We start from the raw sequence: 26,145 nt of genomic DNA on the forward strand, positions 1-26,145 counted from the left end.
CGCCTCCTACTCCGTGCCGAACGTCGGAAACATCACTGGCGGATCGCCCGGCCGCCAGAGCGCCGGGCGTACCATGACCCGAGCGAATAGCGGCGATGCGAGGTGCGTAGCCAGCCACGCGTGAAGCCGCTGGAATGACAGACCGTCGAAATAGGCGCGATCGGTTTGCGCGAACTGGCGGACAAACGGCATGATCGCGAGATCGGTCATCGATCGGGGGTCGTTGCCAAGATTGCCGGACGCACGCAGCCTCTCGTCCAGGTCCCCGAGCAAGGCCGTCGCGGCATCGCGGTGCTGGGTCGGATCCACATCGTAGCGGTCAGCGTATTTATATCGGTCGAGGTGGTGTTTGAACTCACCGTCATTCATCGCGATCAACTTGGTTTCGCTACCGGTAGGCCACTTGGTATCGCGCGTATTTGCACAAGCCCAACGCATGATGTCGAGGCTCTGGTCGATCACCGTCCCGTCGGGCAGCACGAGCACCGGCACGGTTCCCTTCGGCGAGACGTCGAGCATAGCCACCGGCTTGTCCCGCAACACGATCTCGCGAAGTTCGACCCGCCGGCCGTTCGCCGCGATCGCGAGACGCGCACGCATCGCGTAGGGGCATCGACGAAAGCTGTAGAGGATCGGCGTCATTGAACCCGCATAACGTGCGCGGGCTTTCAGGTCGCCCACACCTTAAAGACGATCGACGGCACCGCGACCGATACCGTTAAACGGCACCGATCGCGGCCAAACGCATTAACTCAGAAACGATATCCGATCGTCGCCTGCACCGTCCGGCGGTTGCCGTACCAGCACCAGTTGTAGTTCGCGAAGCACGACGTGAGATACTTCTTGTCGAAGATGTTGGCCCCGTTGACCGCAAGGCTCAAACCTCGCAGCGAAGGCGCGAACTTTTCCAGGTCATAGCGGATCAGCGCATCATAGACCGTGTAGGATGGGCTGTTGCGGCCCATGGTCTCGCCCGGCGTCACCCCCGCGTAAACCTCGTCGACATGCCGCACCGCGGCGCCGATCGTCAGCCCTTCCAAGGCACTCACGGGTGGCGCCCAGTCGAGGCCAAGCGACACGCCACCGCGGCCGACGGTTTCAAGACCACGTCCGACGCGTGAAGGGTCGTTGACGTCCTGGGTCACTTTTACGCGTTGGCGGCTATATGCGGCACGGGCTTTAAACCCGTAGGGCAGCGGGGCGCTTCCTTCAAATTCTACCCCCTGCGAGCGAACCTTGCCAGTCTGCGTCGAGACCGAGAATGTAGGGGTCGAGGTCAGCACGTTGGTTTGATCGATCCGGAACCATGCGCCCGAGAGCAGGATCTGCGTCCCTGGAATCGTGAACTTGGCTCCCGCCTCGATCTGTTTGCCAAGCGACGGATCGGCGATACCGAACGATCCATCGGGACGAAGCACGGTACCCGCCTGCTGCTCGAACGACGTCGAGTAACTCACATAGGGCGCGAGGCCGAACGGCAGGGTGTAGAGCGCTGCGGCACGATAGGTAAACTTCTCGTCATGCTTCGCAGCACCCCCGATCTGTTGTGCGCGTGCCCAATCCTGACGCCCGCTAAGCACTACGCGAAGCTCGCCCAGCGACATCTGATCCTGCGCGTAAAGGCCTTGTTGACGCTGGCGCGTCGCGATGTAGTCGCCGAACGGGTTTGGGACCGCCGATACGCTCTGCGGCGGGGTTACCGTGCCGTATACCGGTGCGAAGCCGTTAAGCGACGGGGCGGAACCAAAGGCGAAATCCTCCGTCGAATGTGCGACCTGGCGATCCACGCCGAACAGGAGCGTGTGCTTGATCGGACCGGTCTGAACGATACCGGTCAGCTGGTTGTCGAACGTCCAGTTGTCGAGTTGTTCGCGGGTTGCATAGGACGCGCGGCTGAAGGTCCGCTGCGTCGGGTCGGTCGCATCCAGCCCGCCGGCGGTGTAGATCAACCCGAGCGCCGACTTGACATACTGATAGCGCCCCGACGAGCGAAACGCCCAGCCGCCGCCGAAATCGTGACGGAAGATGTAGGTCAGCGCGGCCTGCTCGCGGCTGAAGCGGTTACCGGCCTCGCCACCGTCGAAACTGGTCGGCAGCTTGCCGTTGGGGTTAGCGAGCAGCGTGCCGCTGGCCGGAAACACGCCGTAGTCGCCGTTGTATGGATCATGCGAGTACGCACCCAGCAGCGTGAAGCTGGTCGAACTGCCCGCACCGGCGGTCACCGCGCCCGAGATCGTCTGGCGTTCGCGTTTGCCGAACTTCTGCTGCGTGTCGGCACCGTTCGCGCTGCCGTTGATCCGCCAGAGAACGCCCTCGCCTGCGCGGCCGCCGATATCGGCATCGACGCGGTAAAGATCGTAGTTGCCATAGGTACCGCTGATCGCGCCGTAGAGCGCTTGGTCGAGCGGCAGCTTGCTCGATTCCGCCGCTAGCCCGCCGGGGCTCGACTGTCCGTACAAGACCGACGCTGGTCCCTTGATGACTTCGATCCGGTCTAGCCGGGAGACGTCCACCTGAGGAACCGCATAGCCGGACGGGCTGCCGAATTGCTTGAGGCCGTCAAGATAGACGGGCGCGTCGAAGCCGCGCAGCTTGAATTGGTCGTACACCTCGCCGCTCGATCCTCGCGTCTCGGGTGTCACGCCCGCGACGAACCGGAGCGCCTGGTTGAGATTCTGCAGGCTGCGGCCCGCAATGTCGTCGGCAGTGATGACCGTGATCGACTGCGGCGTTTCTGCCAAGGGCGTGTCGGTCTTCGTACCGGAGGACGCCTGGTCTCGTGGATGCTGTCCGGTCACGACAATCACGTCGGAGGCATCTTCGCGCAGGGTCTGCGCAAAACCTGGCGCGGCGGCGAAAGCGACGGAGCTAAGCAAGATGGCGATGCCAAGACGACGTGTCATATGATTCCCTTTACGTTATGGCGCCCCGCTAATGTTTTTGCTAACCATTATCAATAGCTCTCTTACTTCGAGTTTCTTACCGCTTGCGTTTGAGGCAATACGTCAACACCTGCCACACGACGACGCAAGCGAAGTGGACGAGCGAGATGAGCGGGAAGATAATAGCGGTCGAGATCGCGACGGCGGGAGACGCATTCTGGTTCGTCAAACATCCCGATCGGCGGCTGCGGATCCGGAACATGGTGGTAGGCGAGTTCCACGACGTCGACGGCCAGCCGCCGGTTGGCATGGCGTGGCGAACGATCGTCCTGGAAGCGCAACCCGGCGCCCGCAGCCGCCAAGCGATTGCGCTGCCGCTCGGTATGGATGTCGACGCGCTCAACGACGACGATCTGTTCGACCTTTTTCTTCGCGCGGCCCCGCCGGGCGCCCGGAAAATGATCGTCGCATTGCGCCAAGTTAAGCTGCCTAGTGTGCCAGAATCGTAAGTTCTTCGCGCGGTGCTCGGCATCCCCGGCTGCCGGAACAAATACAGGATAAAGCGAGACTTTTCCGTGACGGGCTGTGCTTCTCAGTTCGGCGTACCCTGCTAGCTTCGTTCACAGCGATGCGCTGCCGAAAGGCGCTGCGTCCTCGGTGCCCTGCCCGGATACGAGAGTGTCGCACGGACGGGCGGGGCACCTCGTTCACCTGAAATTCACCTTCGAACGGCATATCGCGGGGCAGAGGCATCGCCCAAGTAACGCGTACCTTCAGCGCCCCGTCGGTTTCAGTCACACGGACGGGCGGGGCGCTATTTCGGTTCAGGCCAGGCCCTGCCGCGACAACCGCGCATCGATCAGGTCGAGCTCGCGGCCCAGTTGTTCTGCCAGTTCGACCCCGATCTCCCGGCGGCGCGCGAGATCGAAAATCGCATTGCGTTCTGCTCGGACCGCCGCAAGCCGCATGTCGCGTTCGACTCTCACGTCGCGTTGCCGCGCACGATCTTCGGGCCGCGACGAAAGACTGTCGATGCGCTCGCGATACTGGTCCATCAAGCGCGCGGCGACGTCGGTAAAACGGTCAGGATCGTCGCGCCCTTCGGCCATCCGGTGTTGCACACGGTCCAGTTCAGCGATCGCCGCATTGGCCGCGACCAGTCGGGCCTGATCACGTGCCGCACCGACCCCGGTTTCAGGCGGTAGACTAAGGCCACGCAGCAGCAACGGCAGCGCGACGGCCGCGATGACCAGCGACGACAGGATGACGCCCGAAGCAAGGAAGATGACGAGATCCCGCGCCGGGAACGGCGTACCGTCGGCAAGATTCAACGGCAGCGTGAGCGCGCCTGCTAGGGTGATGGCGCCGCGTGCGCCCGCGCACGACATTGCCGCGATGATCCGGCGTGGCGGGCTCTCGCCGACGGTCGTATCGTTGCGCCGCCGCGCTCGGAGCAGTGTGAACTGGAGCGAGACCCAGACCCACCCGTAGCGCAGGATTGCCAGCCCAGCGACGACAGCGACCACATAGACGGCCAACCACCACGGGCTTACGTGTCCGGTCGACGTCACAGTGTCGCGGGCACGGACAAACACTTCGGGCAATTGCTCGCCCAGCAACACGAAGATCACGCCGTTCAGGGTGAATTGCAGCATGTCCCACACCGCACGGCGGCGAATCCGCGTTCCGGCAGCGACGGCGGTGGTCGCGTCGGTAAAAGTCATCGCGATCCCCGCTGCGGCGGCTGCGAGTACGCCGGACGCGTGGATGTGTTCGGCGAGCAGATAGGCCGCAAACGGGATTAACAAGCTGACGAGAATGTTCGAGCCCGCCTCGTCGCCGAAGCGTCGTGCGAAGGCGCTCTTGGTCGCGACGATGCCGAGAGCGCCGCCGACGCCGATCGCTACGCCGGCGATCGCCATCCATGCGAACGTTGCGGCGGCATCAGCGAACGAGAATGTGCCGGTCAGCACCGCGGCAATTGCAAAGCGGACGCAGACCAAGCCGGACGCATCGTTCAACAATGCTTCGCCCTCGAGGATGTGCATCATCCGCTTCGGGATCGGTGCGTTCTGAGCGACCGCCGAGACTGCAATGGGATCGGTAGGCGACACTACCGCGGCGAGCGCAAACGCAACGCCGAGCGGCATAGCGGGAATCAGCCAGTGAACGAACAGGCCCATGCCGAGCACGGTGAGGAACACAAGGCCCAAAGCCAGCCCCAACACCGCGCCGCGGTCGCGGAAGAGCTCGTCCTTGGGGATCCGCCAGCCGTCGAGGAAAAGGAGTGGGGGGACGAGCAGCAGGAAGAAGAGTTCGGGATCCAGTTCGACCCTTACATGTGCGACCATGCCAATGAGGGCACCGAGTGCAATCTGGACAAGCGGCCGAGGCAGCGCCGACGGCAGCATCCGGGACGCGATACCGCTCACCACTACGGCGAGCAACAGGAACAGGCACAAGGTCACAATCTGCAAACCGGACTCCCTAGGGATTTGGACGCGCGGCAAGCACGCAGGCGCGCGATCAAGAGGATCGGCTGGTATCTTCGATCAGATAGCAGAGAACTGAGAATTTCGGAAGCACGCACCGACCTGGCTTGCAGAACTCAGCCCCGGACGAAGCATTAGCAAGTCGCCGCTAACATTGTGGGGGAACCCAGGACATTCATGCTGCGATTGAAACGACGTCCCGAGAAAACCTTCAGCTGCGCCCGGTGCCGGATAGATCCGTAGACGAAACGCTCGTCATCAAAGCGGGAGCCGCAATAAAGTTTGTCGGTGTAGATCAAGAGAGGCCTGGCGATCGTAACCGGGTATGTCGCATTCGAAGCGTTCGCGCATGTTGCCGGCGACCAACACCAGCGGGATTGATAGGATAAAGCGACGGGAGCGATCTCGGCGGGTCTGCAGTGTTCCGGTCGTCGGCGGCAGTAAATTATGCGAAAGGCCACGTTCTAGCAGCCGATGGCGGATGTCAGTGACGGCGTACCGATTTGAATGAGGGAGCAGTATGGCCAAATTTCTGGCGTTCGGTGAGATCATGCTGCGGCTGTCGCCACCGGGGCGTGAGTTGCTGTTGCAGACGCCCAAGCTCGACGTGTGGGTCGCAGGTGCCGAAGCGAACGTCGTTACACAGCTTGCCCGGCTCGACCACAACGTCGGAATGGCAACGATGGTCCCCGACAATGATCTCGGCCGCACGGCAATCACGACGTTGCGCGGGCATGGTGTCGACACGTCGACAGTCTTGCTGGGCGGCGAGCGGATGGGGCTGTATTTCGTCACGTCCGGCGCTGGCCTGCGCGCCACCGAAGTCATCTACGACCGTGCCTGGTCGTCTTTCGCACAGGCACCCGCGGACAGCTGGGACTGGGCCTCGTCGCTTGTCGGCGTCGATCGACTTCATTTGTCCGGCATTACTCCGGCCCTAGGCCCGATCCCGGCGGTCGCGGCGCTGGCAGCGGTCCGTGCCGCGACCGCACGTGGGATCGCTGTCTCGTTCGACGGCAACTGGCGCGGCAAGCTGTGGGAACGGTGGGATTCGAACCCGCGCGCAATCCTGACGCAACTCGTCGAGCATGCTGACCTGATGTTCGGTAACCACCGGGATATCGCCCTGCTGCTCGACCGAGACTTCTCCGGCGAAGCGGAAGACCGTCGACGCGAGGCGACGGAGGTGGCATTCGCTGCGTTTCCCCGTTTGCAAACGATCGCGTCGACCGCGCGGCACGTCGAGCATGTCGATCTCCACCGCCTTTCCGCGCGCATCGACACGCGTGACGCCAGCGCGCAGACCGATGAGGTCGTGCTGGCCGGTATCGTCGATCGGATCGGCGGCGGCGACGCGTTCGCAGCGGGTGTCCTGCATGGCCTGCGGTCGGGTAAGGACCTCGCCGAGACGGCGCGCATCGGATTGGCGCTTGCTGCGCTGAAACACTCTTTGCCTGGCGATGCGAGTCTGTTCCGCCAACCCGATATCGACGCGTATCTTGCCGGCGGCCTCGATGTCCGGCGCTAGTGGTTGCGCGCAGGACCGCGGTAGGCGGTGGCTCCGTGTCGGTCCCCGTAAGTTAGTGTAGCCGCTACGCCAATCTCGATGCGGACCGGAACAGTGAGAACAATTATATTGGCCGTACTTTCCGGATGCCCGCGCACTTCACGATGTCGTTCGTACTACGCGCATCCCAGTTGCGCACTCTTGGTGAGAGTCCGCCACCGGTCAGAGCTCCTCGGGACTAAAACCGAGCGCGGCGGTCAAAGCCGATCGCGCTTCAAGACATTGCTCCCAAAGGCGCGGATCGCCAAGATCATCGGGCGCGATGGCCTCGGGCCATTCCCGTGCAATGACCGCTTCGATCCGGTCGCAGGCTCCGTCGTCCAGCAGAAAACGGCGATCGATCGCGGCAAACGCTTCTGAATCGACCTGAACGCGAAGCCGGAGACAGGCGGGACCACCGCCGTTCCGCATCGATTCGCGCACGTCTACGATTTCGAGGCGCGTGATCGGCCCCTTGGCCGCGATCAATTCCGACAGCCAAGTCCAGACTTCGGCATTCTCCCTCGCTTCGGCGGGCAAGATGAGGGTCATTCCCCCATCCGGCATCGTCACCAGTTGAGAATTGAAAAGATATGTCCGGATCGCCGTATCGAGGCTTACGCGATCGGCGGGAACCTCGATGATGACAGCATCTGGAACGAGCGCTGTCACCGCCTCGCACAGCGCGCGTGGCTTGGCGAACGCCTGCTCGTGCGCGAACAAGACATGCCCGTTGGCCACGGCGACCACGTCATTGTGGAAGGCACCCGCCGCGATTGCCGCCTCGCTTTGGCGGATTATCAGCGTGTGGTCCGTGTCCAGGCCATGGCGACGTGCGATCGCCTCGCTGGCGCTGCGGTGCTGACGCGAGGGAAAGCCGCCCGCGGAGCCCTCGCCATAGACGAAGATCTCAACGGCAGCACCGCTGGCGGGGGAGGCCAGTCGCATGAAGTTTGCCGCACCTTCGTCCCCGAATGCCGCAGGCAGGGGGGGGTGCACCTGGAAATATCGTCCGTCGGAAAACGCGAGGCGGATTTGTTGCTCGGTCTGCGGAGCCTCAATCGCACGATGTGGCATCGTCGATAGGTTCGCGACGGAGATATGGCAGCGTCCATCATGCGTATCGGTTGCCGGGGAGACCGTGCCCGCATTTGCCGTCCACATTGACGACGCCGACATGGCATTGGCGACCAGCGCTTTATCGGCGGCCCATGCTGACGACAGAACTTCCGCGTCGGAGCCCGCGAAACCTAGAGTTCTCAGCCAGTCCACCCGGGGCCTAGCGTGTGGCAGGAAGACGCCTTGCTTCAGCCCCATGACCATGAGGCGGCGCATCTTGCGTAGGCCCTGGAGCGCGGCGAGACGTGGTGCAGACACAGCACCGGCGTTGACGGACGACGCGCGGTTGCCGATCGACAGCCCTGCATAATTGTGTGTTGGACCGACGATTCCATCGAAATTGACCTCGATCACGGCGTCACTCCTCATCCCTTAGGTCACGATGGTCGTCACCGTTTTCTTTACGAACGCAACCCGATAGCCGGAATTGCCGGACGGACAAAAGGTGCGTTGCCGATCGAAGAACGCTGGTCGTGCGCGCCAAGCTTCCCAAGGCATGGTGCGCATTTGTCCGGTACGCTTCCCCATCGCCTCGACTACCAAGCGCCTATGCGTGCCAATCGTGCGACGACGCGAGGTTCCGGTTGAATAGTGTCTGTGGCACATCATCAAGCATGGGTGGGTTTAAACGAGTAGCGCACTGGCTGCAAAGCGGCATCATCGGTACAATCGCGATGCTGGCTGCAGGCGGGCCGGCAGCGGCGCAGGATGACGCAGGGTTTCAATCTTACATGAGCGAGTTGCGTCAACAGGCGGTCGCCGACGGTGTGAGCACGCGTACGGCGGATGAAGTTTTTCCCACTCTCACGCTCAACACCCGCGTGATCGAACTCGACCGGGCGCAGCCGGGCGCGACGAACTCCAGCGCTATACCTGCATTCGCTCCTTATAGGATGCAGCATGTCGACGCGGCGCGGATCGCGCGTGGTCGCCAGACCTATCTCGCGCAGAGATCGAGATTGCAGGGCATCGAGCAGCGGACTGGGGTGCCCGAATCGATCATGGTCGCGATCTGGGGCCATGAGACCAACTACGGCAGCTATAGCGGCAATTTCGACCTACTCCGCTCGTTGGCCAGCCTGGCCTATGAAGGACGACGGCGATCGCTGTTTGCCGGCGAATTCATCGCGGGGCTGAAGATGCTCGATCGCGGGGTGACTCGCGAGCAACTGAAAGGTAGCTGGGCAGGGGCAACGGGCAACCCGCAGTTCTTGCCGTCCATCTACCTGCGGATTGCCCGCGACGGCGATGGCGACGGTCACGCAGATATCTGGAACAGCCCTGCTGATACGCTCGCGTCGATCGGCAATTACTTCGTCGATGCGGGATGGCGTGCCGGTCAGCCTTGGGGGATCGCGGTCAACGTGCCAGTCGGGTTCGATCGGTCGCAGATTCGCAATCGCCTGGTTTCGCCGCGTTGCCCGCGGGTGTTCGAGCGGCATAGCGGCTGGCGGACCATGTCCGAGTGGCGAGCGTTGGGCGTCAGCCCGCAAGGCGGCCGACCATTGGACGGTTCGGCGATGGCGACCTTGCTCGAGCCCGATGGTCAGGGTGCCACGGCCTATCTGCTGACCAGCAATTACCGCGTGATCCTCGATTACAACTGCTCGAATTTCTATGCTCTCTCGGTCGGATTGCTGGCCGATGCGGTCGAGCGCTAGGGTCCTTGGTCTGGCGTTCGCGCTGGCCGCCTGCGGCCATGCGCGCGACAGCGAAGGCGCGATCCTGACGGCCGGCGGCGGACTGTACGGCAGCTATCAGGATACCGGCGCAGCGAGCTGGTATGGTGACGAATTATCGGGGAACCGGACGGCTTCGGGAGAAGCGTTCGATCCGGACGCGATGACCGCCGCTCATCGGACGTTGCCGCTGGGATCATTCGTCGAGGTCACGTCGATCGAGACCGGTCGGTCGATCCTGGTCCGTATCAACGATCGCGGCCCGGGCCGTCGCGACCGGATGATCGACCTGTCCCGCGCCGCAGCGCACATGCTGGGCACCGATCGCCAGCAGAAGGCCACCGTTCGTATTCGCGCGATCGTGCCGTCGTCTCGCGATGTGGCGTTGCTGCGCGCCGGCAAGGCCGTCGCAATGCAGCCCGCTGTATACAGGCAGGCTGCCAGCATCGACTCGCTACCGTACCGTGCCACGACGAGGATCGAGGCAGGACGTCGATACCTCCTGCAGGTCGCGACGTTCTCCAGCGAAATTCGTGCGACCGCATTGGCCAGCTCCCTCGATGCGGACGTCGTTGAAAACGGCGGCCTGTACCGCGTCCGCCTCGGCCCGTTCAAAGATGCTGCCAGCTTGCAACGCGCGCGTGACGCGGTCGCCGAGCGCGGCTATGGCGATGCCCAGGTCCTGCCCACGGATTGAGTTCCCTTTTGCTCACGGAATACCCCATGAAGAAGCTGATCGTCGCACCGCTCGCCGCCCTTGCGCTGGCGCACCCGTCCATCGCCGCTGCGCCCCAGTTTCAGACTGCCGCGCCGATCGCGTACATGGAGGACCTGTCCTCGGGCGCCGTGCTCTTTTCGCGCGATGCAAATCGCCGCATGCCACCAGCGTCGCTCGCGAAGATGATGACGGTGTACGTTGCGTTCGACATGGTCAAGAAGGGCGAATTGAAGCTCGACCAGATGATGACCGTGCGACCCGAGACCTGGGCAAAATGGCATGGCCCGACAGCAGGTTCGACGATGTTCCTTTCGTCGGGCGAGAACGTCAGCGTCGCCAACCTGCTTTATGGTATCGTCACGCTGTCGGGTAACGATGCGTGCATCGTGCTGGCCGAGGGCATCTCCGGTTCGGAGCAGGCTTTCACGGAGCGGATGAATCGCAAAGCCGCCGAATTGGGCCTCAAGGATAGCCATTTCGGCACTGCGAACGGGTGGCCGGACAACGGCGTTACCTATGTCACCGCGCACGATCTCGCCGAACTCGCCGCCGCGACGATCAACAACTATCCGGACCTCTACAGGCAATTCTACTCGAAGCGCGATTTTACCTGGGGCAAGACGATGGGCGGCAGCGCCATCACCCAGGCCAACCGCGATCCGATCCTTGGTCGCGTCGTCGGCGCCGACGGGTTGAAGACTGGGCATACCGAGGAGGCGGGCTACGGCTTTACCGGATCGGCAGTGCAGAATGGCCGTCGCCTGGTCATGGTCGTCGCCGGCCTGACGAGCGCGGGACAGCGCGCGGAGGAATCGGTCCGCTTCATGGAGTGGGGGTTTCGCGCCTGGCAGTCGAAGCCGATCGTCGCCAAGGGTAAGAAGGTCGAGACCGCGGCCGTCCAACTCGGCGATGCATCGTCGGTAGGTCTCGTCGCGCCCAAGGCACTTACGGTGACACTGCCGGCCGGCACTTCGCCGAACCTGACCGCCAAAGTCGTTTACGAAGGCCCCATCAAGGCGCCGATCAAGGCTGGTCAGCACATCGCCGACCTGGTCGTGACGACGTCCGACGGTCTGCAGCAGCGCATGCCGCTGGTCGCCGACAAGGACGTTGCAGTCGCCGGCTTCTTCGGTCGCGCCTGGGCCGGCCTGACCGGTTTCTTCGGGTGACGATTATTGCCGCTTACGCGTGACGCATGACTGAAATCTTCGGGAACGCCGGTGCGAAGTCCGCATTCCTGGCAGCGATGCGCAGCGGTGCGCTGCATCACGCCTGGCTGCTGACGGGACCGCAAGGTGTTGGCAAGGCGAGTTTCGCGCGAATGGCGGCGATGCGAATGCTTGCCGACGGCGCCGATCCCGACACGGTTTCGGCCGGGTACGACACGCCGCAGGGTAACCGCACGCGGTCGTTGGTCGAGGCGGGATCGCATCCGGATTACCGTGTGCTGGCGCGGCTGCCGAAGGACCCGGAGAAGCCCGATCAGGACCTGGCGCGCAGTATCACGATCGCACAGGTCCGTACCCTGCAGCCTTTGTTCGCAACGACACCGTCGATGAGCGCGCGCCGGGTCGTCGTGATCGATGCTATCGACGATCTCGAGCGCGGCGGGGCCAACGCGTTGCTCAAGAATCTGGAGGAGCCGCCCGCCGGCACGATCTTCCTGCTCGTCAGCCATGCCCCCGGTCGGTTGTTACCGACGATCCGGTCGCGGTGCCGGCTGTTGCGGTTCGACGCATTGGAAGAAGACGCGGTCACCCGTGCGATCCGTGCGCTTCGACCCGAAGCTGATGACGACGAGGTTGCCGCGCTGGTCCGCGCCAGCCAGGGTGCACCGGGCAGGGCGCTTCGGTATGCCGGACTGGATATCGGTGGGATCGACGGCGCATTGGCGGCGATCGCATTGGACGGTGACCGCGACAATGGCCGCCGCCTGAAATTGGCCAAAGCGCTCGGGGCCAAGACCTCGCAGCCGCGGTACGAGGCGTTCCTGGAGCGCGCGCAGGCGTTCGTCGCAGACCAGGCGCGCGGGAGATCCGGACCTGCGCTGCGAACGGCACTCGACGCGCACGCAGCCGCCCGGGATCTCGCCGGCGCGGCTATCGGATTGTCGCTCGATGCGCAGGCGACGGTATTTGAGATGGCCGGGATCGTCGCATCTCTTCGACAATAGACAGTAGAAACGCTCGCGTGGCCCGACAGAGGCGTGCCGCGGGCTTCACCTGATCCGAGCGATGCTCTAGAAGCGCGGCATGGCCGACCCCTTTTATATCACCACCGCAATCCACTATCCCAATGGCCGCCCGCATATCGGCCATGCCTATGAGATGATCGCCGCCGACGCGATCGCCCGGTTCCAGCGTCAGGCGGGGCGCGAAGTCCTTTTCCAGACCGGGACCGACGAGCATGGCTTGAAAATGGCGCAGGCGGCACGCGACCGAGGCGTCCCAGTACGCGCGTTCGCAGACGAAATGTCATCGCATTTTAGTGCGATGGCCGACCGCCTTGGTATATCGTACGATCGCTTCATCCGTACCGTCGATACCGACCACTATGCCGCAAGCCGCGCCATCTGGCAGGCCATGGCGGAGGCCGACGATCTGTATCTCGACCGCTACGAGGGATGGTATTCGGTTCGCGACGAAGCGTTCTACGACGAATCCGAACTGGCAGGGGAGGGCGATGATCGCCGCTCGCCACAGGGTACGCCTGTCGAATGGACCGCAGAGGAGACGTGGTTCTTCCGCCTGTCGAAGTATCAGCAACCCCTGCTCGATCTCTATGCCGCCAATCCGGACTTCATCAGGCCCGAGAGCCGTCGCAACGAGGTGATGCGTTTCGTCGAGGGTGGCCTGAAGGATCTCTCCGTGTCGCGTACGAGTTTTGACTGGGGCGTTCCCGTGCCCGACAGTCCTGGCCACGTCATGTATGTCTGGGTGGACGCGCTGATGAATTATCTGACCGGTGTCGGATATCCAGACGGCACGGACGACAAAGCGAAGTTCTGGCCGGCCGACATCCACCTGATCGGCAAGGATATCGTGCGCTTTCATGCGGTGTATTGGCCGGCGTTTTTGCTGTCTGCGAACATTCCATTGCCGAAAAGCGTGTTCGGTCACGGCTTCCTGCTGACGCGCGGCGAGAAGATGTCGAAATCGGTCGGCAACGTCGTCGACCCGATGGCTTTGGCCGATGCGTTCGGCGTCGACGCGCTGCGGTATTTCTTCTTGCGGGAGGTCAGCTTCGGTCAGGACGGGAGCTATTCTCCCGAGGCAATCGTGACCCGTGTGAACGCCGAATTGGCGAACAGCTTCGGCAATCTGGCGCAGCGAACTTTGTCGTTTATCGCCAAGAACTTGGAGGGTGTGTTTCCTTCGGCGGGTACGGTCCAAGAGGCGGATGGCATGTTGATCGAGGAGGTCATCGTCGCGTGTGCCGGCTTCAAGGCAGGCTTTACCGATCTGGCCTTGTCGCAGGGTATCGAAGCCTGGATGCGCGGCGTGTTCGCCTGTAATCAGTATATCGATGCGCAGGCCCCCTGGACATTGCGCAAGACGGACCCAGAGCGGATGCACGCCGTGTTGCGGACCCTCGTTCGGGCGATCCGCATGTTGGCGATCGCTATTCTGCCGGTCGTGCCGGAGTCCGCCGGCAAAGTGCTCGACCAGATCGGTGCCGCCGAGCGCGATCATGCGGCGATCGACGACGACGGCTGGTACGAGCGCATCGCAGTGTCCGACTTCCGCATAGCGCCGCCATCGCCCGTTTTCCCGCGTCTCGACATGCCTGCGGAGGCCTGATGCTTGCCGATAGCCACTGCCACCTGAACTATGAGGGGCTCGTCGAAGATCAGCAGGCCGTGATCGCCCGTGCGCGCGCCCGCGGCGTGACGGCGATGCTCAACATATCGACTCGGGAGAGCGAATGGGACGATATCGTCGCGACGGCCGAACGCGAACCCGACGTCTGGGCGACGATCGGCATCCATCCGAACGAAGCGGACGTGTATCCAGACGTGGACGCCGCCAAACTGATTGCGCGAGCACGACACCCGCGCGTGGTAGGACTTGGTGAAAGCGGCCTCGACTATTTCCGCGATACCTCAGACCGCGCGCGTCAGCAGGCGAGCTTCCGGGCACATATCACGGCATCGCGCGAAACCGGGTTGCCGATCGTCGTCCACACCCGCGACGCGGAGGACGATACGGCCGCGATCATGACCGAGGAGATGGGGAAGGGGGCCTATCCCGGCGTCATTCATTGCTTCACGGCAAGCGGAGCTTTCGCCGACAAGGCCTTGGACATGGGGCTTTATATTTCCATCTCGGGCATCGTGACGTTCAAAAACGCCCGTGACTTGCAAGAGACAGCGGCGCGGCTACCGATCGAGCGGTTGTTGATCGAGACGGACGCACCGTTCCTTGCCCCGGTGCCGCATCGTGGCAAGACCGGCGAGCCTGGGTTCGTCGCCGATACCGCCGCGTTCCTCGCCGAACTGCGCGGCGCAAATGTCGAGGAATTATCGCGCCGTACGGCTGAGAACTTCCATAAATTGTTCGGTAAGACGCGCGCGTGAAGATCACCATACTCGGTTCAGGCACCTCATCGGGCGTGCCGCGGATCGGCAACGACTGGGGTGAATGCGACCCAAGCGAACCGCGCAATCGTCGCACGCGCGCCTCGGCGTTGATCGAGCACGACGGTACTCGCATCTTGATCGATACCAGCCCCGACATGCGTGAACAGCTGCTTGCGGCGGACATTGATCGCGTGGACGCGGTGATCTGGACGCACGATCACGCCGACCACTGCCACGGGATAGACGACCTTCGGCAGCTCTTTCATGCGACTGGCACCGCGGTCCCCGGTTATGCACGGCCGACGACCTTGGCGGCACTCGAAGCACGCTTCACCTATGCGTTTCATGGTCGCGCCGGATATCCGCCGACGATCGCCGCGATGCAGCTGCCGGATCGGCTGACGATCGGCGACATCGACATCCGCGTCGTCGACCAGCCGCACGGAAATATTCACGCGGCAGGTTTACGGTTCGAGGGCGGCGGCAAATCGATAGGCTATGCGACCGATTTCCACGAGATGACCCCGGCTATGGCTGCGCTGTACCAGGATCTCGATATTTGGGTCGTAGACGCGCTACGCCGCCGCCCGCATCCGACGCATATGGAGTTGCCAGCGGTGCTCGGTTGGGTCGAGCGGCTGCAGCCTCGTCGCGCTGCGCTGATCCACATGGACCACAGCATGGACTATGCAACCTTGTCCCGGGAGTTGCCGGACGGCGTCGAGCCTGGATATGACGGGTTGGTGCTGACGGCATGAACGGCGAACGTGCCGCCCAGTTCGCGCTATATGCTACGATGCTCATCCTTCCGCTAACCGCGCTTGCTGCGCGCCGTCTGCCAGCGAACCGAGTGCTCAAAGTTGCGCTCGCGTGGGTTGCGATCTTTACCGTCGGGGCGGTGGTGGTCGTGTTGCTTCAGCAGATTGGACTAGTGGGGACGCAATCTGGCGATTGACGCTGCGATGTCGTGCTGTTCTGACGATCACACCTGTAGTTTAACATAATGTATATTATCGATCTTGCGGAATAGGTTATGTTTGAACGCTTTGCGATGTGCACCAGAGCAACTCGGTAGCTTCGATTCTAGTGCGGATAAGCGGCTGAGTTGTTAGAGCCTTGCCCACGAAAGATATTGAGATCATCGACGGTGCGACAACGCCACGTTCACCGTATTGCAAGCTAACCAGAGTGTTGCGGTAAGGCAGTATGATCGACCGGCGGTCATGGGAAATGGCTATGCCGCGAACGCGCTGCTAGCACCCTGACGCTCACAGGATTTTTAGTAGACAGGTATCTCGAATGATCGAGCGATTGGTTTCTATCATGGCGCAGCTACGCGATCCTGTGGAGGGTTGCGAATGGGACCGGGTTCAGACGTGGTCGACGATCGCGCCTTACACGATCGAGGAAGCCTATGAGGTTGCCGACGCGATCGAACGCAACGATCCTGCCGACCTGAAGGATGAGCTTGGCGATCTCCTGTTACAGGTGGTCTTCCATAGCCGTATCGCCGAGGAAGCCGGGGCGTTCACCCTTGCCGATGTCGCCGCTGCGATCAGCGACAAGATGGAGCGTCGTCATCCGCACATTTTCGGCGATGTTCAGGCGTCTCCGGGTTGGGAAACGATCAAGGCGGCCGAGCGAGCGGGCAGGTCCGATAAGAGCGCGCTAGCAGGCGTCGCCATCGGCCTGCCTGCCCTATCGCGGGCCGACAAGCTTCAGAAGCGCGCCGTCCGTGTGGGCTTCGATTGGCCGGATGCTTCGGGTCCGTTAGCCAAGGTGATGGAAGAGATCGAGGAAGTTCAGGAAGCCAGCGCCGATACGGTCGCAGAGGAGATCGGCGATCTCCTGTTCGCGGTGACGAACTGGGCGCGGCATTTAGGTGTCGACCCCGAAGCTGCGCTCAGGGCCGGCAACGCCAAGTTCGAAGCGCGCTTTCGTGCGATCGAGGCCGATGGCGGCGCCACGTTTGCCGCCTCGACACTCGAGGAGAAAGAAGATCTATGGCAGGCGGTCAAGCGTCGCGGCGGATGAAGCGATCATAATCCGTCTCTGATAACCGCACGTCGTACGTGGTTTCGAGGTCGTCGCTGACGCTACCCAGTACCTCACCGTGCGCATGCAACCATGCCGCGCCTGCCCCATCGCTGGCCTCGATGGCGATACTGTACCGGCGATGCGCAGTGGTAAGCTTTGCCGCCACCTGGTCTATAAGGCTCTCGACCCCTTCCCCGCTCAGCGCCGATATCGCGACGACATCTTCGCGGTGCGCAGCTTGGCCGGCAATCTCGTCATGAGTATCCGGATCGAGCAGATCGAGCTTGTTCCACACCTCGAACCGAGGCGTGTTCTCGTCGACGCCTATCTCCGCCAGGACGGTCTCGACATCGGCGCGCTGCGCTTCCGTATCCGGATGAGCGATGTCACGGATGTGAATCAGCAGATCCGCGGACACGACCTCCTCGAGCGTAGCCTTGAACGCCGCGACCAACTGGGTCGGCAAGTCCGAGACGAAGCCCACCGTGTCCGAAAGGATCGCCTTGTCGATGCCGGGAAGCTGAATCTGGCGCAACGTGGGATCGAGCGTTGCGAAAAGCAGGTCTTCCGCCATTACTTGGGCGCCGGTCAACCTGTTGAACAGAGTAGACTTGCCGGCATTTGTATAACCGACAAGCGCGATGACGGGCCACGGCGCGCGCTGGCGCCGTTCGCGGTGAAGCCCGCGAGTACGACTCACCTGCTCGAGTTCACGCTTCAGCCGCGCCATTCGGTCGCGGATCAAGCGGCGATCGGCCTCGATCTGTGTCTCGCCCGGACCGCCGAGGAAGCCGAAACCGCCACGTTGCCGTTCGAGGTGGGTCCAGCTTCGAACGAGGCGACCTGCCTGGTAATCGAGATGGGCAAGTTCCACCTGCAATCGACCTTCGGCGGTCGCGGCTCGCTCGCCGAAGATCTCGAGGATCAGGCCGGTGCGATCGATGACCTTGGTCTCCAGCGCCTTTTCGAGGTTGCGCTGCTGAACCGGACTGAGGCTCGCATCGAACACGACAAGACCCGCCTCCTCCATGCGAACCTGTGTCGCGAGCAGTTCGACCTGCCCGCTACCGATCAGGGTCGCTGGCTTGGCCTGGCGGACGCGGTACGCGATCCGTTCGACGACCTCGACACCGATCGCCGCGGCCAAACCGGCAGTCTCCTCCAAGCGTGCGTCGACGTCGCGGGTAGCGTCGCCCTGGTCTGGAAGAACGACGATTGCACGCGTGCCACGCGCAAATTCGTCCCGGTCGCGTTCGAAGCCGTTACTCAATCGTCATTGTCCGTTTCGTCAGTATCGGTCGGTTCTTCGGCGAGGTTCAGCGGGCGAGCCGGCTGGATTGTCGAGACCGCGTGCTTGTAGACGAGCTGCGCCATACCTTCGCGCTGGAGTAGCATGCAGAACAGGTCGAAGCCCGCAATCTGGCCCTGCAGCATGACGCCGTTGATGAGGAACATCGTCACACTGTCTTCGGACTTGCGCACGGCGTTGAGGAATATCTCCTGCAGCAGCGGATGCTTCTTCTGGTTTTCACCCACCGCGTCGACAAGCGCCGACACGTCCATGGGGCCGGCAGGCATGATCGTCGAGATCGCATGCTTGTAGATCAGTTGCGACTGGCCGTCGCGGCGAAGCAGAACGGAAAAATTATCGAACCACGTGACGATGCCCTGGAGTTTGACACCCTTGACGAGGAACATGGTGACCGGCGTCTTGGAGCGCCGGAGTGCGTTCAGGAACAGATCCTGAAGCGAGCCTGGTTTATCGGCCAATGGGATAACCCTTTGTTTTTGGCGGGACTTTGCCCGCAAGGCGCCGTTTCCCGGCGTCGGAGATGCACCCGGTTACCGGGCGCGGTACTGATTTATGATCGCCGCCCTGCTATATCCAGAGAGCGGCGAAATTACGGCGTCTATTCCTCGCGGGTTTCGGTAATGCCGAGCAGCTTCAATTTTCGATGAAGCGCGGAACGCTCCATGCCGATGAAGCTCGCCGTCCGTGAGATATTTCCCGAGAAACGTCGGATCTGCACCCGGAGATATTCCCGCTCGAACGTCTCGCGCGCTTCCCGCAAAGGCGAGCCCATTATCGCGGTCGATCCGGCCGATCCGATATCGCCCTGATCGCCTAGAACTTCGGCCGGCAAAAGGTCGAGATCGATCCGCCCGATCCGGTCTCCCGGCGCCAGAATTATCGTACGTTCGACGACATTGCGCAACTGCCGGACATTTCCCGGCCAATCGTAGGATTGCAAGGCAACCATCGCATCTGGTGCGATTTCCGGGGTCGGCACGCGTCGCTCGGACGCGTAATGCGCGATGAAATGCTGGACAAGCGCGGGGATGTCCTCGCGTCGATCGGACAGTGGCGGGATCATCACCGGTACGACGTTGAGACGGTAATACAGGTCCTCGCGGAACCGCCCTTCGGCGATTTCGAAGACGAGGTCGCGCGCAGTAGCCGAAACGACGCGGACGTCGACCTTCACTACCCGCGTACCACCTACCCGCGTGAAGCTCTGGTCCGTGAGTGCGCGGAGGATACGAGCCTGGGTCGCGATCGGCATGTCGGCGATTTCGTCCAGGAACAACGTGCCGCCATGCGCCTGCTCGAACAGGCCGGGACGGACGAGATCGCCCGCCTCCTCGACGCCGAACAGTTCCTCGTCCATCCGCTCGGGCGTCATGCGCGCGGCGCTGACGATGATGAACGGCGCGTCGGTGCGCAGGCTCCAGCCATGCAACAGGCGGGCAGCGACTTCCTTGCCGACTCCCGCCGCACCCATGATGAGGACCCGGCTACCTGTCGCGGCGACGCGCTTCAGGGTCGCTCGAACGCCATTGATCGATCCCGAGCTGCCAGTCAGATCGGTTTCGCGACCGACCGTGGCGCGCAACGACGCGACCTCGCGACGGAGGCGCTCGGTCTCCGTTGCCCGCGCAACCATCAGCAGCAGTCGCTCGGCCTCGAACGGCTTTTCGATGAAGTCGGACGCGCCGCGACGGATGGCGGCGACGGCCGTATCGAGATTGCCGTGACCCGAGATTACCAGCACGGGAATCGAGGGATCGCGCCGCTTGATCTCGTCAAGCAACTCCAACCCATCGAGACGCGAGCCTTGCAGCCAGACGTCGAGCAACACCAACGACGGACGCCGCGCTGCAATCGCTTCCAGAGCGGAGTCGCTGTCCCCAGCGTCGCGTGTCTCATAGCCTTCGTCCTCCAGGACGCCAGCCACGAGTTCGCGGATGTCACGTTCGTCGTCCACGACGAGAATATCGAGCGCCATTAAATCATGTCCGTTTGCGGGTCATCGTGTCGAGTCGGCCCTCCCCAGCCAACTCGGGTGCTGATGCCCCTTGGTCGAGCGCGGCCAGCGCCTTGGCGTCGAATGTCATGGTGACGCGTGTACCGCCCCCCGGCCGATCGGAAAAGCCGATCGTGCCGCAATGTTCCTCAATGATCTTCTTGACGATGGCAAGGCCTAGCCCGGTGCCACGGGCGCGCGTGGTCACGTAGGGTTCGACGATCCGGTCGCGCTCTGCGGGAAGCCCGATGCCGTTGTCGGCCACCGTGATACCGACCGTATCCGCTTCGTTGGTCAGCGTCATGGTTACCGAACCACCGGCTTCGCCACGCGTTTCAATCGCTTCTACGGCGTTCTTGACGATGTTCGTGAGCGCCTGACCGATTTGGCGGCGGTCGCAAACCAGGGTCAGCCCAGGATCGTCCTGCACCAACTGGAAGCTGATCGCGGGATGTGCGACCTCGTGCAGGAACAGCGCCTGGCGTGCCGCATCGACCAGAGACTCCTCGCGGAACACCGGCTTGGGCATGCGCGCGAACGACGAAAACTCGTCCACCATGCGACGAAGATCGCCGACTTGGCGAATGATCGTATCGGTCAATCGGGAGAACGTACCGTCCTGTGCCTCGATCTTGCCTCCATACCGACGTTGCAGCCGTTCGGCAGCCAATTGGATGGGGGTCAGCGGGTTCTTGATCTCGTGTGCGATCCGGCGTGCGACATCAGACCACGCAGCGCGGCGCTGATCGAGCAATTGCTGCGTGATGTCGTCGAAGGTCAGGATGGGACCGGTCGCCGGCCGCGCGACACGGACAGCAAGTGTTCGCATGTCTCCCCCCTGCCCCACCTCGACAATCGCCTCCCGGTCGCCACTTTCCAGCATCGCATCGAGTTCGGGGGCGACATCGCCAAGCTTGCGTCCGACGAGATGGGCGCCCCCGCCGCCCGTGCCGAGCAGGCCGATCGCGGAGTCGTTGGTGATCGTGATCGTGCGGTCTCGGCTGGTCGCGATGACACCAGCAGACACACCCGCCATCACCGCCTCGATCAACGCGCGACGGTTCTCCAGCTGGCCGTTTGCCGTGACGAGTTCGGTGTTCTGCTCCTCAAGACGCACAGTCATCTGATTGAAGGCGTTGGCGAGTGTCCCGACCTCGTCGCGACTGCGCGGATCGGGCACGCGAGCAGCAAAATCCCCCCCTGCGACCCGTCGCGCCGCATCGACCAGTTCGCCGACCGGCCGAACGAGCCGATCGGCGACTGCCAACGCGATCCAGACCGCGACCCCGACGATCAACAGCGAAATCAGCAGCAGCGCGGCATTGAATCGCAACTGCAGACTGCGTGACCGCGCCAACAGCGTCCGGTAACTCGTCAGGACCTCGGTCGCGCGGGTCGTCTGTCCGGACAAGAGCTTGGTGTCCTCGACGCGCCCTGCATACAGGAAGAGCTCGTCCGATCCCGGCAACATCGTGATCGTCTGAATACGATCGCCGGTGACCGTAACGACGGCCGTCTTGCCGCGGCGCAGTTGCGCGATCGCCCCCGGCGTGACCTGACGTGCGAAGTCGATCTCGTAAGGATTGACGATCGCGAAGGTCTGAATGACGCCTTGCGGTGTCACCTTGAACAACGCGCCTTCCGACAGGCTGCGATAATAGACCTGCTGCAGGAACCAGCCTGGGAAATCTGGGCTTTGCAGCGAACGCTCGCGGAGATAACCGGACATGTCGCCCGCCATCGTCACGGTCGCTTCCTGCCACCGGTTCAGCTGCCGCGCATAGGAGGATTGCGCCAGCGCGGTCGCGTTCTCCAGCATCCCACGCGCCTGGTCCGAATACCAGAACTGGACACCGTACTGGAACAGCAGCGAGGCGAAGATCGTCACCAACAGCATCGGAACGGCAGCAACGATCGAGAACAGCGCGACCAGTCGGACATGCAGCCTGCCGCCACCGCCGATCGGCGAGCGCGCGGCACGCCGCATCGCCACCCGGCGGCCGAACAGCATCATCAGGGCAATGCCGGGGACGAGATTGGCGACCAGCAGCAACGCGACCAGAGGCGGCGGGATCAGCCGCTGTGGGGCGTCGGTACCGACCACGACGAAGTAGCTGGCGGTGGCGATCACGATCGCAACGGCCAGCACAAGCAGCTCGATTGCGGGCGTCACCGCAAACCGGTGTGCAGGCCCGTCTTCATCCATCGGTAGCGTCGCGGAAGCGATCATCCTTGCCTCGGTACAACGTCAACCGTTGCCTTGAAACCACATAATTCGTGAATTCAACGCCGATCCGGATCATTCGTGCGCAGGTCGACAACCGCGATGCCCAAGGTGTCGAGCCGCTTGCGCAGCGTATTGCGATTGATCCCCATTGCGCGCGCTGCCCGCAACTGATTCTGGCCATGCCGCGCGAGCATCGCTTCGATCAGCGGACGTTCCACCTCGCCGATGACGCGGTCGTAAAGACTGCCATCGTCGAGTGCCGCGGGATCGTCGCGCGCGATCCGGTCGATCAGCGCGCGTACGGCGTGGGCGATATCGATATCGGCGGCGTGGTCGGTCACCGCCGACGTGCCGATCATCGCCCGGATCGCCTCGGCGGCGATCACCTCGTCACGCGACAGCACCGCGAGGCGGCGCATGAGATTCTCGAGTTCCCTGACATTGCCCGGCCAGTCATGAAGGCCGAGTGCCGTCAAAGCGTCGCTCGCAAGCTGGCGTCGCGGGAGCCCCTGTGACGCAGCGTGATCCAGAAAGTGACGCGCGAGCAATGCAATATCCTGTCGACGCTCGCGCAGTGGGGGCAATGCGATCGGAACGACATTCAGTCGGTAGAAGAGATCTTCGCGGAACTGACCCGTCGCCACCTGGGCGGCCAGATCGCGGTTGGTCGCGGCGACGATACGGACATCGACGCGGATCGTCCGCGCGCCGCCGACGCTGGTGAACTCGCCGGACTGTAGTACGCGGAGCAGGCGGGTCTGTGCCTCCATCGGCATGTCGCCGATCTCGTCGAGGAATAGCGTGCCGCCAGCGGCTTGCTCGAACCGGCCGGCGTTGCGCGTCGCCGCGCCGGTAAACGCGCCGCGCTCGTGCCCGAACAGCTCGGCTTCGATCAGCTCGCGCGGGATCGCTGCCATGTTGATCGCCACGAACGGCGCGGTACCTCGCCGCCCAAGATCGTGGATCGCACGCGCGACAAGCTCCTTGCCGGTACCCGACTCGCCTGAAATCAGGATGGTCAGGTCGTTCGACACCACGCGCGCGATGACCCGGTAGACGTCCTGCATCGCCGCCGAACGCCCGATCAGCGGCAGCGCCCGATCCTCGTCGTGGAGCGCGTCTTCCGATACCATCCCACCGCGCGCGAGTGCCCCCGCGACCGCGCGCGCCAGCACGTCTAGGTCGAACGGCTTCGGAAGATATTCGTAGGCGCCGACTTCGGCCGCACGGACAGCGGTGGTCAACGTATTCTGCGCGGACAGCACGATGATCGGCAGTAACGGAAAGCGTGCGGCGACGCTGCGAACGTGGTCGATGCCATCGCCGTCCGGGAGGATGACGTCGGTAACGAGGACATCGGGCAGAGACACGGCGAGCGCCCGCTCAAGTTGCGCCAAGCTGTCGGCAACGGTGACGTCATGTCCAGCGCGGCGAAGCGCCTGTTCAACCACGGTCCGGATCGCAGCGTCGTCATCGACGACCAGAACCGTACTCATGATGCCGCTCTCGGGAGTAACAGGCGGAGGACGGTCATTTCCGGCGTACCTTCCCGGGCGTATTGGACGATGCCGCCCATGTCTCGGGTGAGCTTGTCGACCAGCGCGAGACCGAGCCCCTGCCCTTCGCGACGGCCCGACACGAACGGATCGAACAGATGGTCGGCGATGTCGGCGGGCGCGCCTGGGCCATTATCGAAGATGCAGATCTCGATCGGCAGCGGCACGCGTGGTTTGCCTGGCGCGGCGCTGACGGTGATGCCGTGGCGATAGGCAGTCGTCATCACGAGCCGCGGTTCGCGTTCGTTTCTAACGGCTTCGCGCGCGTTCTTGAGCAAGTTTATGACGATCTGGAGCAGCGCGTCACGGTTGATCTGCGCGGGCGGTAGCGACGGATCGAAGCGTTCCTCGATCGCAATACCGCGCGCGAACCCGGCGAGCGCGAGCCGACGGGCATGGCCCAGCAGCGGATAGATGTTCTCGCTGGCGAGTGGCAAGGGCCGCGTGTCGCTGAAATCCTGCATCCGGTCGATCAGCGCAGCAATGCGGTCGACCTCGGTGACGATCAGCGTGGTCAGTTCACCCGCACCCAGCAACTGCGCTGCGCCACGGATACCGGACAGCGGGTTCTTGATCTCGTGCGCGAGCATCGCCGCCGCACCAACTGCGGCCCGCGCCCCGGCAGCACGGTCGGCGGAGTGGCCAAGGCGGCGCGAGGTCGCCGCAGCGTGCAGCGTAATCGCCCGCCAACCTGGATAGTCGGCGATCTGGGTCTCGGCGAAATCGACGCGAATCTTCACGCCGCGTGCGGTCGATATCTCGGTATCGAACACCGCGAGCCCGTGACCATCGCGGTTGCGTGGATCGTCGGGTGGCGGGATGATCGCGTCGAGCGACTGTCCGATCATCAGCCGCTCGGACAGGTTCAGCAATTGCTCCGCGAGTGAATTCGCATGGGCGACGCGGTGGTCCGGGTCGACGACGACGACGGCAACCGGCAGCGCCGCGAATAGTTCGGCAAAGCCCGGCCGTGCTCGGGAGTGCGTATCAGGCCGCTGCAAGATCGCGCCAGGGAGCGTAGAACTCGGCAAGCATTGCCTTGACCTGCTTGGGGTCTGGGACCTGGTTCACCTTGTTACGGAATTCGGCCGAACCGGGGAGCCCCTTGGTGTACCAGCCGATATGTTTGCGCGCCATATTGACGCCGGTCTCGATCCCGTAATGCTCGAGCATCGCCTCGTAATGGCCTGCGATCGCGTCATATTGCTCGGTAATGGACGGGTCCTCGATGCGGCGGCCGGTGGCGAACCACTCCATCACCTGACCGAGCACCCAGGGGCGTCCGTAGGAGCCGCGACCGATCATCAGGCCATCGGCGCCGGACTGGTCCATCGCCGCTTCGGCGTCCTCGATGGTGCAGATGTCGCCGTTGACGATCACCGGGACCGTGACCGCGTCCTTGACCTTGCGGACGAAGCCCCAGTCGGCGCTGCCCTTGTACATCTGGTTGCGCGTGCGGCCGTGGACGGTGATCAGTTTGATGCCAAGGTCTTCGGCGATGCGAGCGAGGTCGGGTGCATTCAGGCTGTCGTGGCACCAGCCCATGCGCATCTTGAGCGTCACGGGGACGTCGACCGCCTTGACTGTCGCCTCGATGATCGCGCTGGCGAGCTTGGTGTCGCGCATCAGCGCCGAGCCCGCGTCACCGTTGACGACTTTGCGCACCGGACACCCCATGTTGATGTCGATGATCGCAGCGCCGCGATCCTGGCTGAGCTTGGCAGCCTCGCCCATCTCATACGGAGTGCAACCGATAAGCTGCATCGATACCGGCTCCTCGAGCCGATCCCACGCCGCCTTCTGCAACGACTGACGCGTCTCGCGGATCGCCGCTTGGCTCGCCACCATCTCGGTGACGTTGAGGCCCGAGCCATAGCGTCGCACCAGCGTGCGGAACGGCATGTCGGTGACGCCGGTCATCGGTGCGAGCACGACGGGGCTTTCGATCCGGACGGGACCGATCTGGATGGGGGATAGATTACGCATGAATGTGCCTGAAAAAGAG

General features: G+C 63.1%; 21 protein-coding genes. 10 read left to right on the top strand and 11 right to left on the bottom strand.

Going from position 1 to position 26,145, the window contains the following annotated elements:
• Positions 1-6: 6 nt before the first annotated feature.
• On the bottom strand, positions 7-642 hold the full coding sequence (locus AC1MH0_RS02345) for a glutathione S-transferase (RefSeq protein ID WP_480964543.1): 636 nt from the start codon (positions 640-642) through the stop codon (positions 7-9).
• Between the two features lie 110 nt (positions 643-752).
• Positions 753-2,903, bottom strand: a complete 2,151-nt coding sequence (locus AC1MH0_RS02350) for a TonB-dependent siderophore receptor (protein WP_480964544.1) — start codon at positions 2,901-2,903, stop codon at positions 753-755.
• Between the two features lie 146 nt (positions 2,904-3,049).
• Here AC1MH0_RS02350 and AC1MH0_RS02355 point away from each other — a divergent pair, with 146 nt between their 5' ends.
• On the top strand, positions 3,050-3,391 hold the full coding sequence (locus AC1MH0_RS02355; protein ID WP_480964545.1) for a hypothetical protein: 342 nt from the start codon (positions 3,050-3,052) through the stop codon (positions 3,389-3,391).
• Between the two features lie 315 nt (positions 3,392-3,706).
• On the opposite strand, the gene AC1MH0_RS02360 is transcribed toward AC1MH0_RS02355, so the two are convergent.
• The gene (locus tag AC1MH0_RS02360; RefSeq protein WP_480964546.1) at positions 3,707-5,359 is read right to left on the bottom strand and encodes a Na+/H+ antiporter; all 1,653 of its coding nucleotides are present in this window, start codon (positions 5,357-5,359) and stop codon (positions 3,707-3,709) included.
• A 535-nt stretch (positions 5,360-5,894) separates the two neighbouring features.
• On the opposite strand from AC1MH0_RS02360, the gene AC1MH0_RS02365 reads away from it, so the two are divergent.
• Complete coding sequence (locus AC1MH0_RS02365) at positions 5,895-6,902, top strand: sugar kinase (RefSeq protein ID WP_480964547.1); 1,008 nt, start codon at positions 5,895-5,897, stop codon at positions 6,900-6,902.
• A 201-nt stretch (positions 6,903-7,103) separates the two neighbouring features.
• Here AC1MH0_RS02365 and AC1MH0_RS02370 read toward each other — a convergent pair whose 3' ends face one another.
• On the bottom strand, positions 7,104-8,408 hold the full coding sequence (locus AC1MH0_RS02370; protein ID WP_480964548.1) for an N-succinylarginine dihydrolase: 1,305 nt from the start codon (positions 8,406-8,408) through the stop codon (positions 7,104-7,106).
• Between the two features lie 305 nt (positions 8,409-8,713).
• Here AC1MH0_RS02370 and AC1MH0_RS02375 point away from each other — a divergent pair, with 305 nt between their 5' ends.
• From AC1MH0_RS02375 to mazG, 8 genes are all read left to right on the top strand, one after another.
• Entirely contained in the window at positions 8,714-9,700 is a 987-nt protein-coding gene (locus AC1MH0_RS02375; RefSeq protein ID WP_480965656.1) for a lytic murein transglycosylase, read from the top strand.
• The gene (locus AC1MH0_RS02380) at positions 9,684-10,415 is read left to right on the top strand and encodes a septal ring lytic transglycosylase RlpA family protein (RefSeq protein ID WP_480964549.1); all 732 of its coding nucleotides are present in this window, start codon (positions 9,684-9,686) and stop codon (positions 10,413-10,415) included. The genes AC1MH0_RS02375 and AC1MH0_RS02380 overlap by 17 nt, the downstream gene beginning before the upstream one ends.
• Before the next feature lie 26 nt (positions 10,416-10,441).
• Positions 10,442-11,605, top strand: coding sequence for a D-alanyl-D-alanine carboxypeptidase family protein (locus AC1MH0_RS02385; protein WP_480964550.1), 1,164 nt, complete (start codon positions 10,442-10,444; stop codon positions 11,603-11,605).
• A 26-nt stretch (positions 11,606-11,631) separates the two neighbouring features.
• Positions 11,632-12,609, top strand: coding sequence for an AAA family ATPase (locus AC1MH0_RS02390; RefSeq protein ID WP_480964551.1), 978 nt, complete (start codon positions 11,632-11,634; stop codon positions 12,607-12,609).
• Between the two features lie 79 nt (positions 12,610-12,688).
• Complete coding sequence (gene metG, locus AC1MH0_RS02395; protein WP_480964552.1) at positions 12,689-14,236, top strand: methionine--tRNA ligase; 1,548 nt, start codon at positions 12,689-12,691, stop codon at positions 14,234-14,236.
• Positions 14,236-15,012, top strand: coding sequence for a TatD family hydrolase (locus AC1MH0_RS02400; RefSeq protein ID WP_480964553.1), 777 nt, complete (start codon positions 14,236-14,238; stop codon positions 15,010-15,012). The genes metG and AC1MH0_RS02400 overlap by 1 nt, the downstream gene beginning before the upstream one ends.
• A complete protein-coding gene (locus AC1MH0_RS02405) occupies positions 15,009-15,773 on the top strand; it encodes an MBL fold metallo-hydrolase (RefSeq protein WP_480964554.1) in 765 nt (254 codons plus the stop codon). The genes AC1MH0_RS02400 and AC1MH0_RS02405 overlap by 4 nt, the downstream gene beginning before the upstream one ends.
• A 541-nt stretch (positions 15,774-16,314) precedes the next feature.
• On the top strand, positions 16,315-17,049 hold the full coding sequence (gene mazG, locus AC1MH0_RS02410; RefSeq protein WP_480964555.1) for a nucleoside triphosphate pyrophosphohydrolase: 735 nt from the start codon (positions 16,315-16,317) through the stop codon (positions 17,047-17,049).
• On the opposite strand, the gene hflX is transcribed toward mazG, so the two are convergent.
• The 7 genes from hflX to dusB form a co-directional block, all read right to left on the bottom strand.
• Positions 17,030-18,322, bottom strand: a complete 1,293-nt coding sequence (gene hflX, locus AC1MH0_RS02415; protein ID WP_480964556.1) for a GTPase HflX — start codon at positions 18,320-18,322, stop codon at positions 17,030-17,032. The genes mazG and hflX overlap by 20 nt on opposite strands.
• Positions 18,319-18,861 (bottom strand): RNA chaperone Hfq, encoded by a 543-nt coding sequence (hfq, locus tag AC1MH0_RS02420; protein WP_480964557.1) that lies wholly within the window; start codon positions 18,859-18,861, stop codon positions 18,319-18,321. Before hfq ends, hflX begins: the two co-directional genes overlap by 4 nt.
• A 101-nt stretch (positions 18,862-18,962) precedes the next feature.
• Positions 18,963-20,339, bottom strand: a complete 1,377-nt coding sequence (gene ntrX, locus AC1MH0_RS02425) for a nitrogen assimilation response regulator NtrX (RefSeq protein ID WP_480964558.1) — start codon at positions 20,337-20,339, stop codon at positions 18,963-18,965.
• 4 nt (positions 20,340-20,343) lie between these two features.
• Complete coding sequence (locus AC1MH0_RS02430; RefSeq protein ID WP_480964559.1) at positions 20,344-22,587, bottom strand: sensor histidine kinase; 2,244 nt, start codon at positions 22,585-22,587, stop codon at positions 20,344-20,346.
• A 53-nt stretch (positions 22,588-22,640) separates the two neighbouring features.
• Positions 22,641-24,080, bottom strand: coding sequence for a nitrogen regulation protein NR(I) (ntrC, locus tag AC1MH0_RS02435; protein WP_480964560.1), 1,440 nt, complete (start codon positions 24,078-24,080; stop codon positions 22,641-22,643).
• On the bottom strand, positions 24,077-25,141 hold the full coding sequence (locus AC1MH0_RS02440; RefSeq protein ID WP_480964561.1) for a two-component system sensor histidine kinase NtrB: 1,065 nt from the start codon (positions 25,139-25,141) through the stop codon (positions 24,077-24,079). The genes ntrC and AC1MH0_RS02440 overlap by 4 nt, the downstream gene beginning before the upstream one ends.
• Complete coding sequence (dusB, locus tag AC1MH0_RS02445; protein ID WP_132734051.1) at positions 25,128-26,126, bottom strand: tRNA dihydrouridine synthase DusB; 999 nt, start codon at positions 26,124-26,126, stop codon at positions 25,128-25,130. Before dusB ends, AC1MH0_RS02440 begins: the two co-directional genes overlap by 14 nt.
• Positions 26,127-26,145 lie beyond the last annotated feature (19 nt).

The sequence above is a fragment of the Sphingomonas sp. AP28 genome (genome assembly GCF_056680455.1).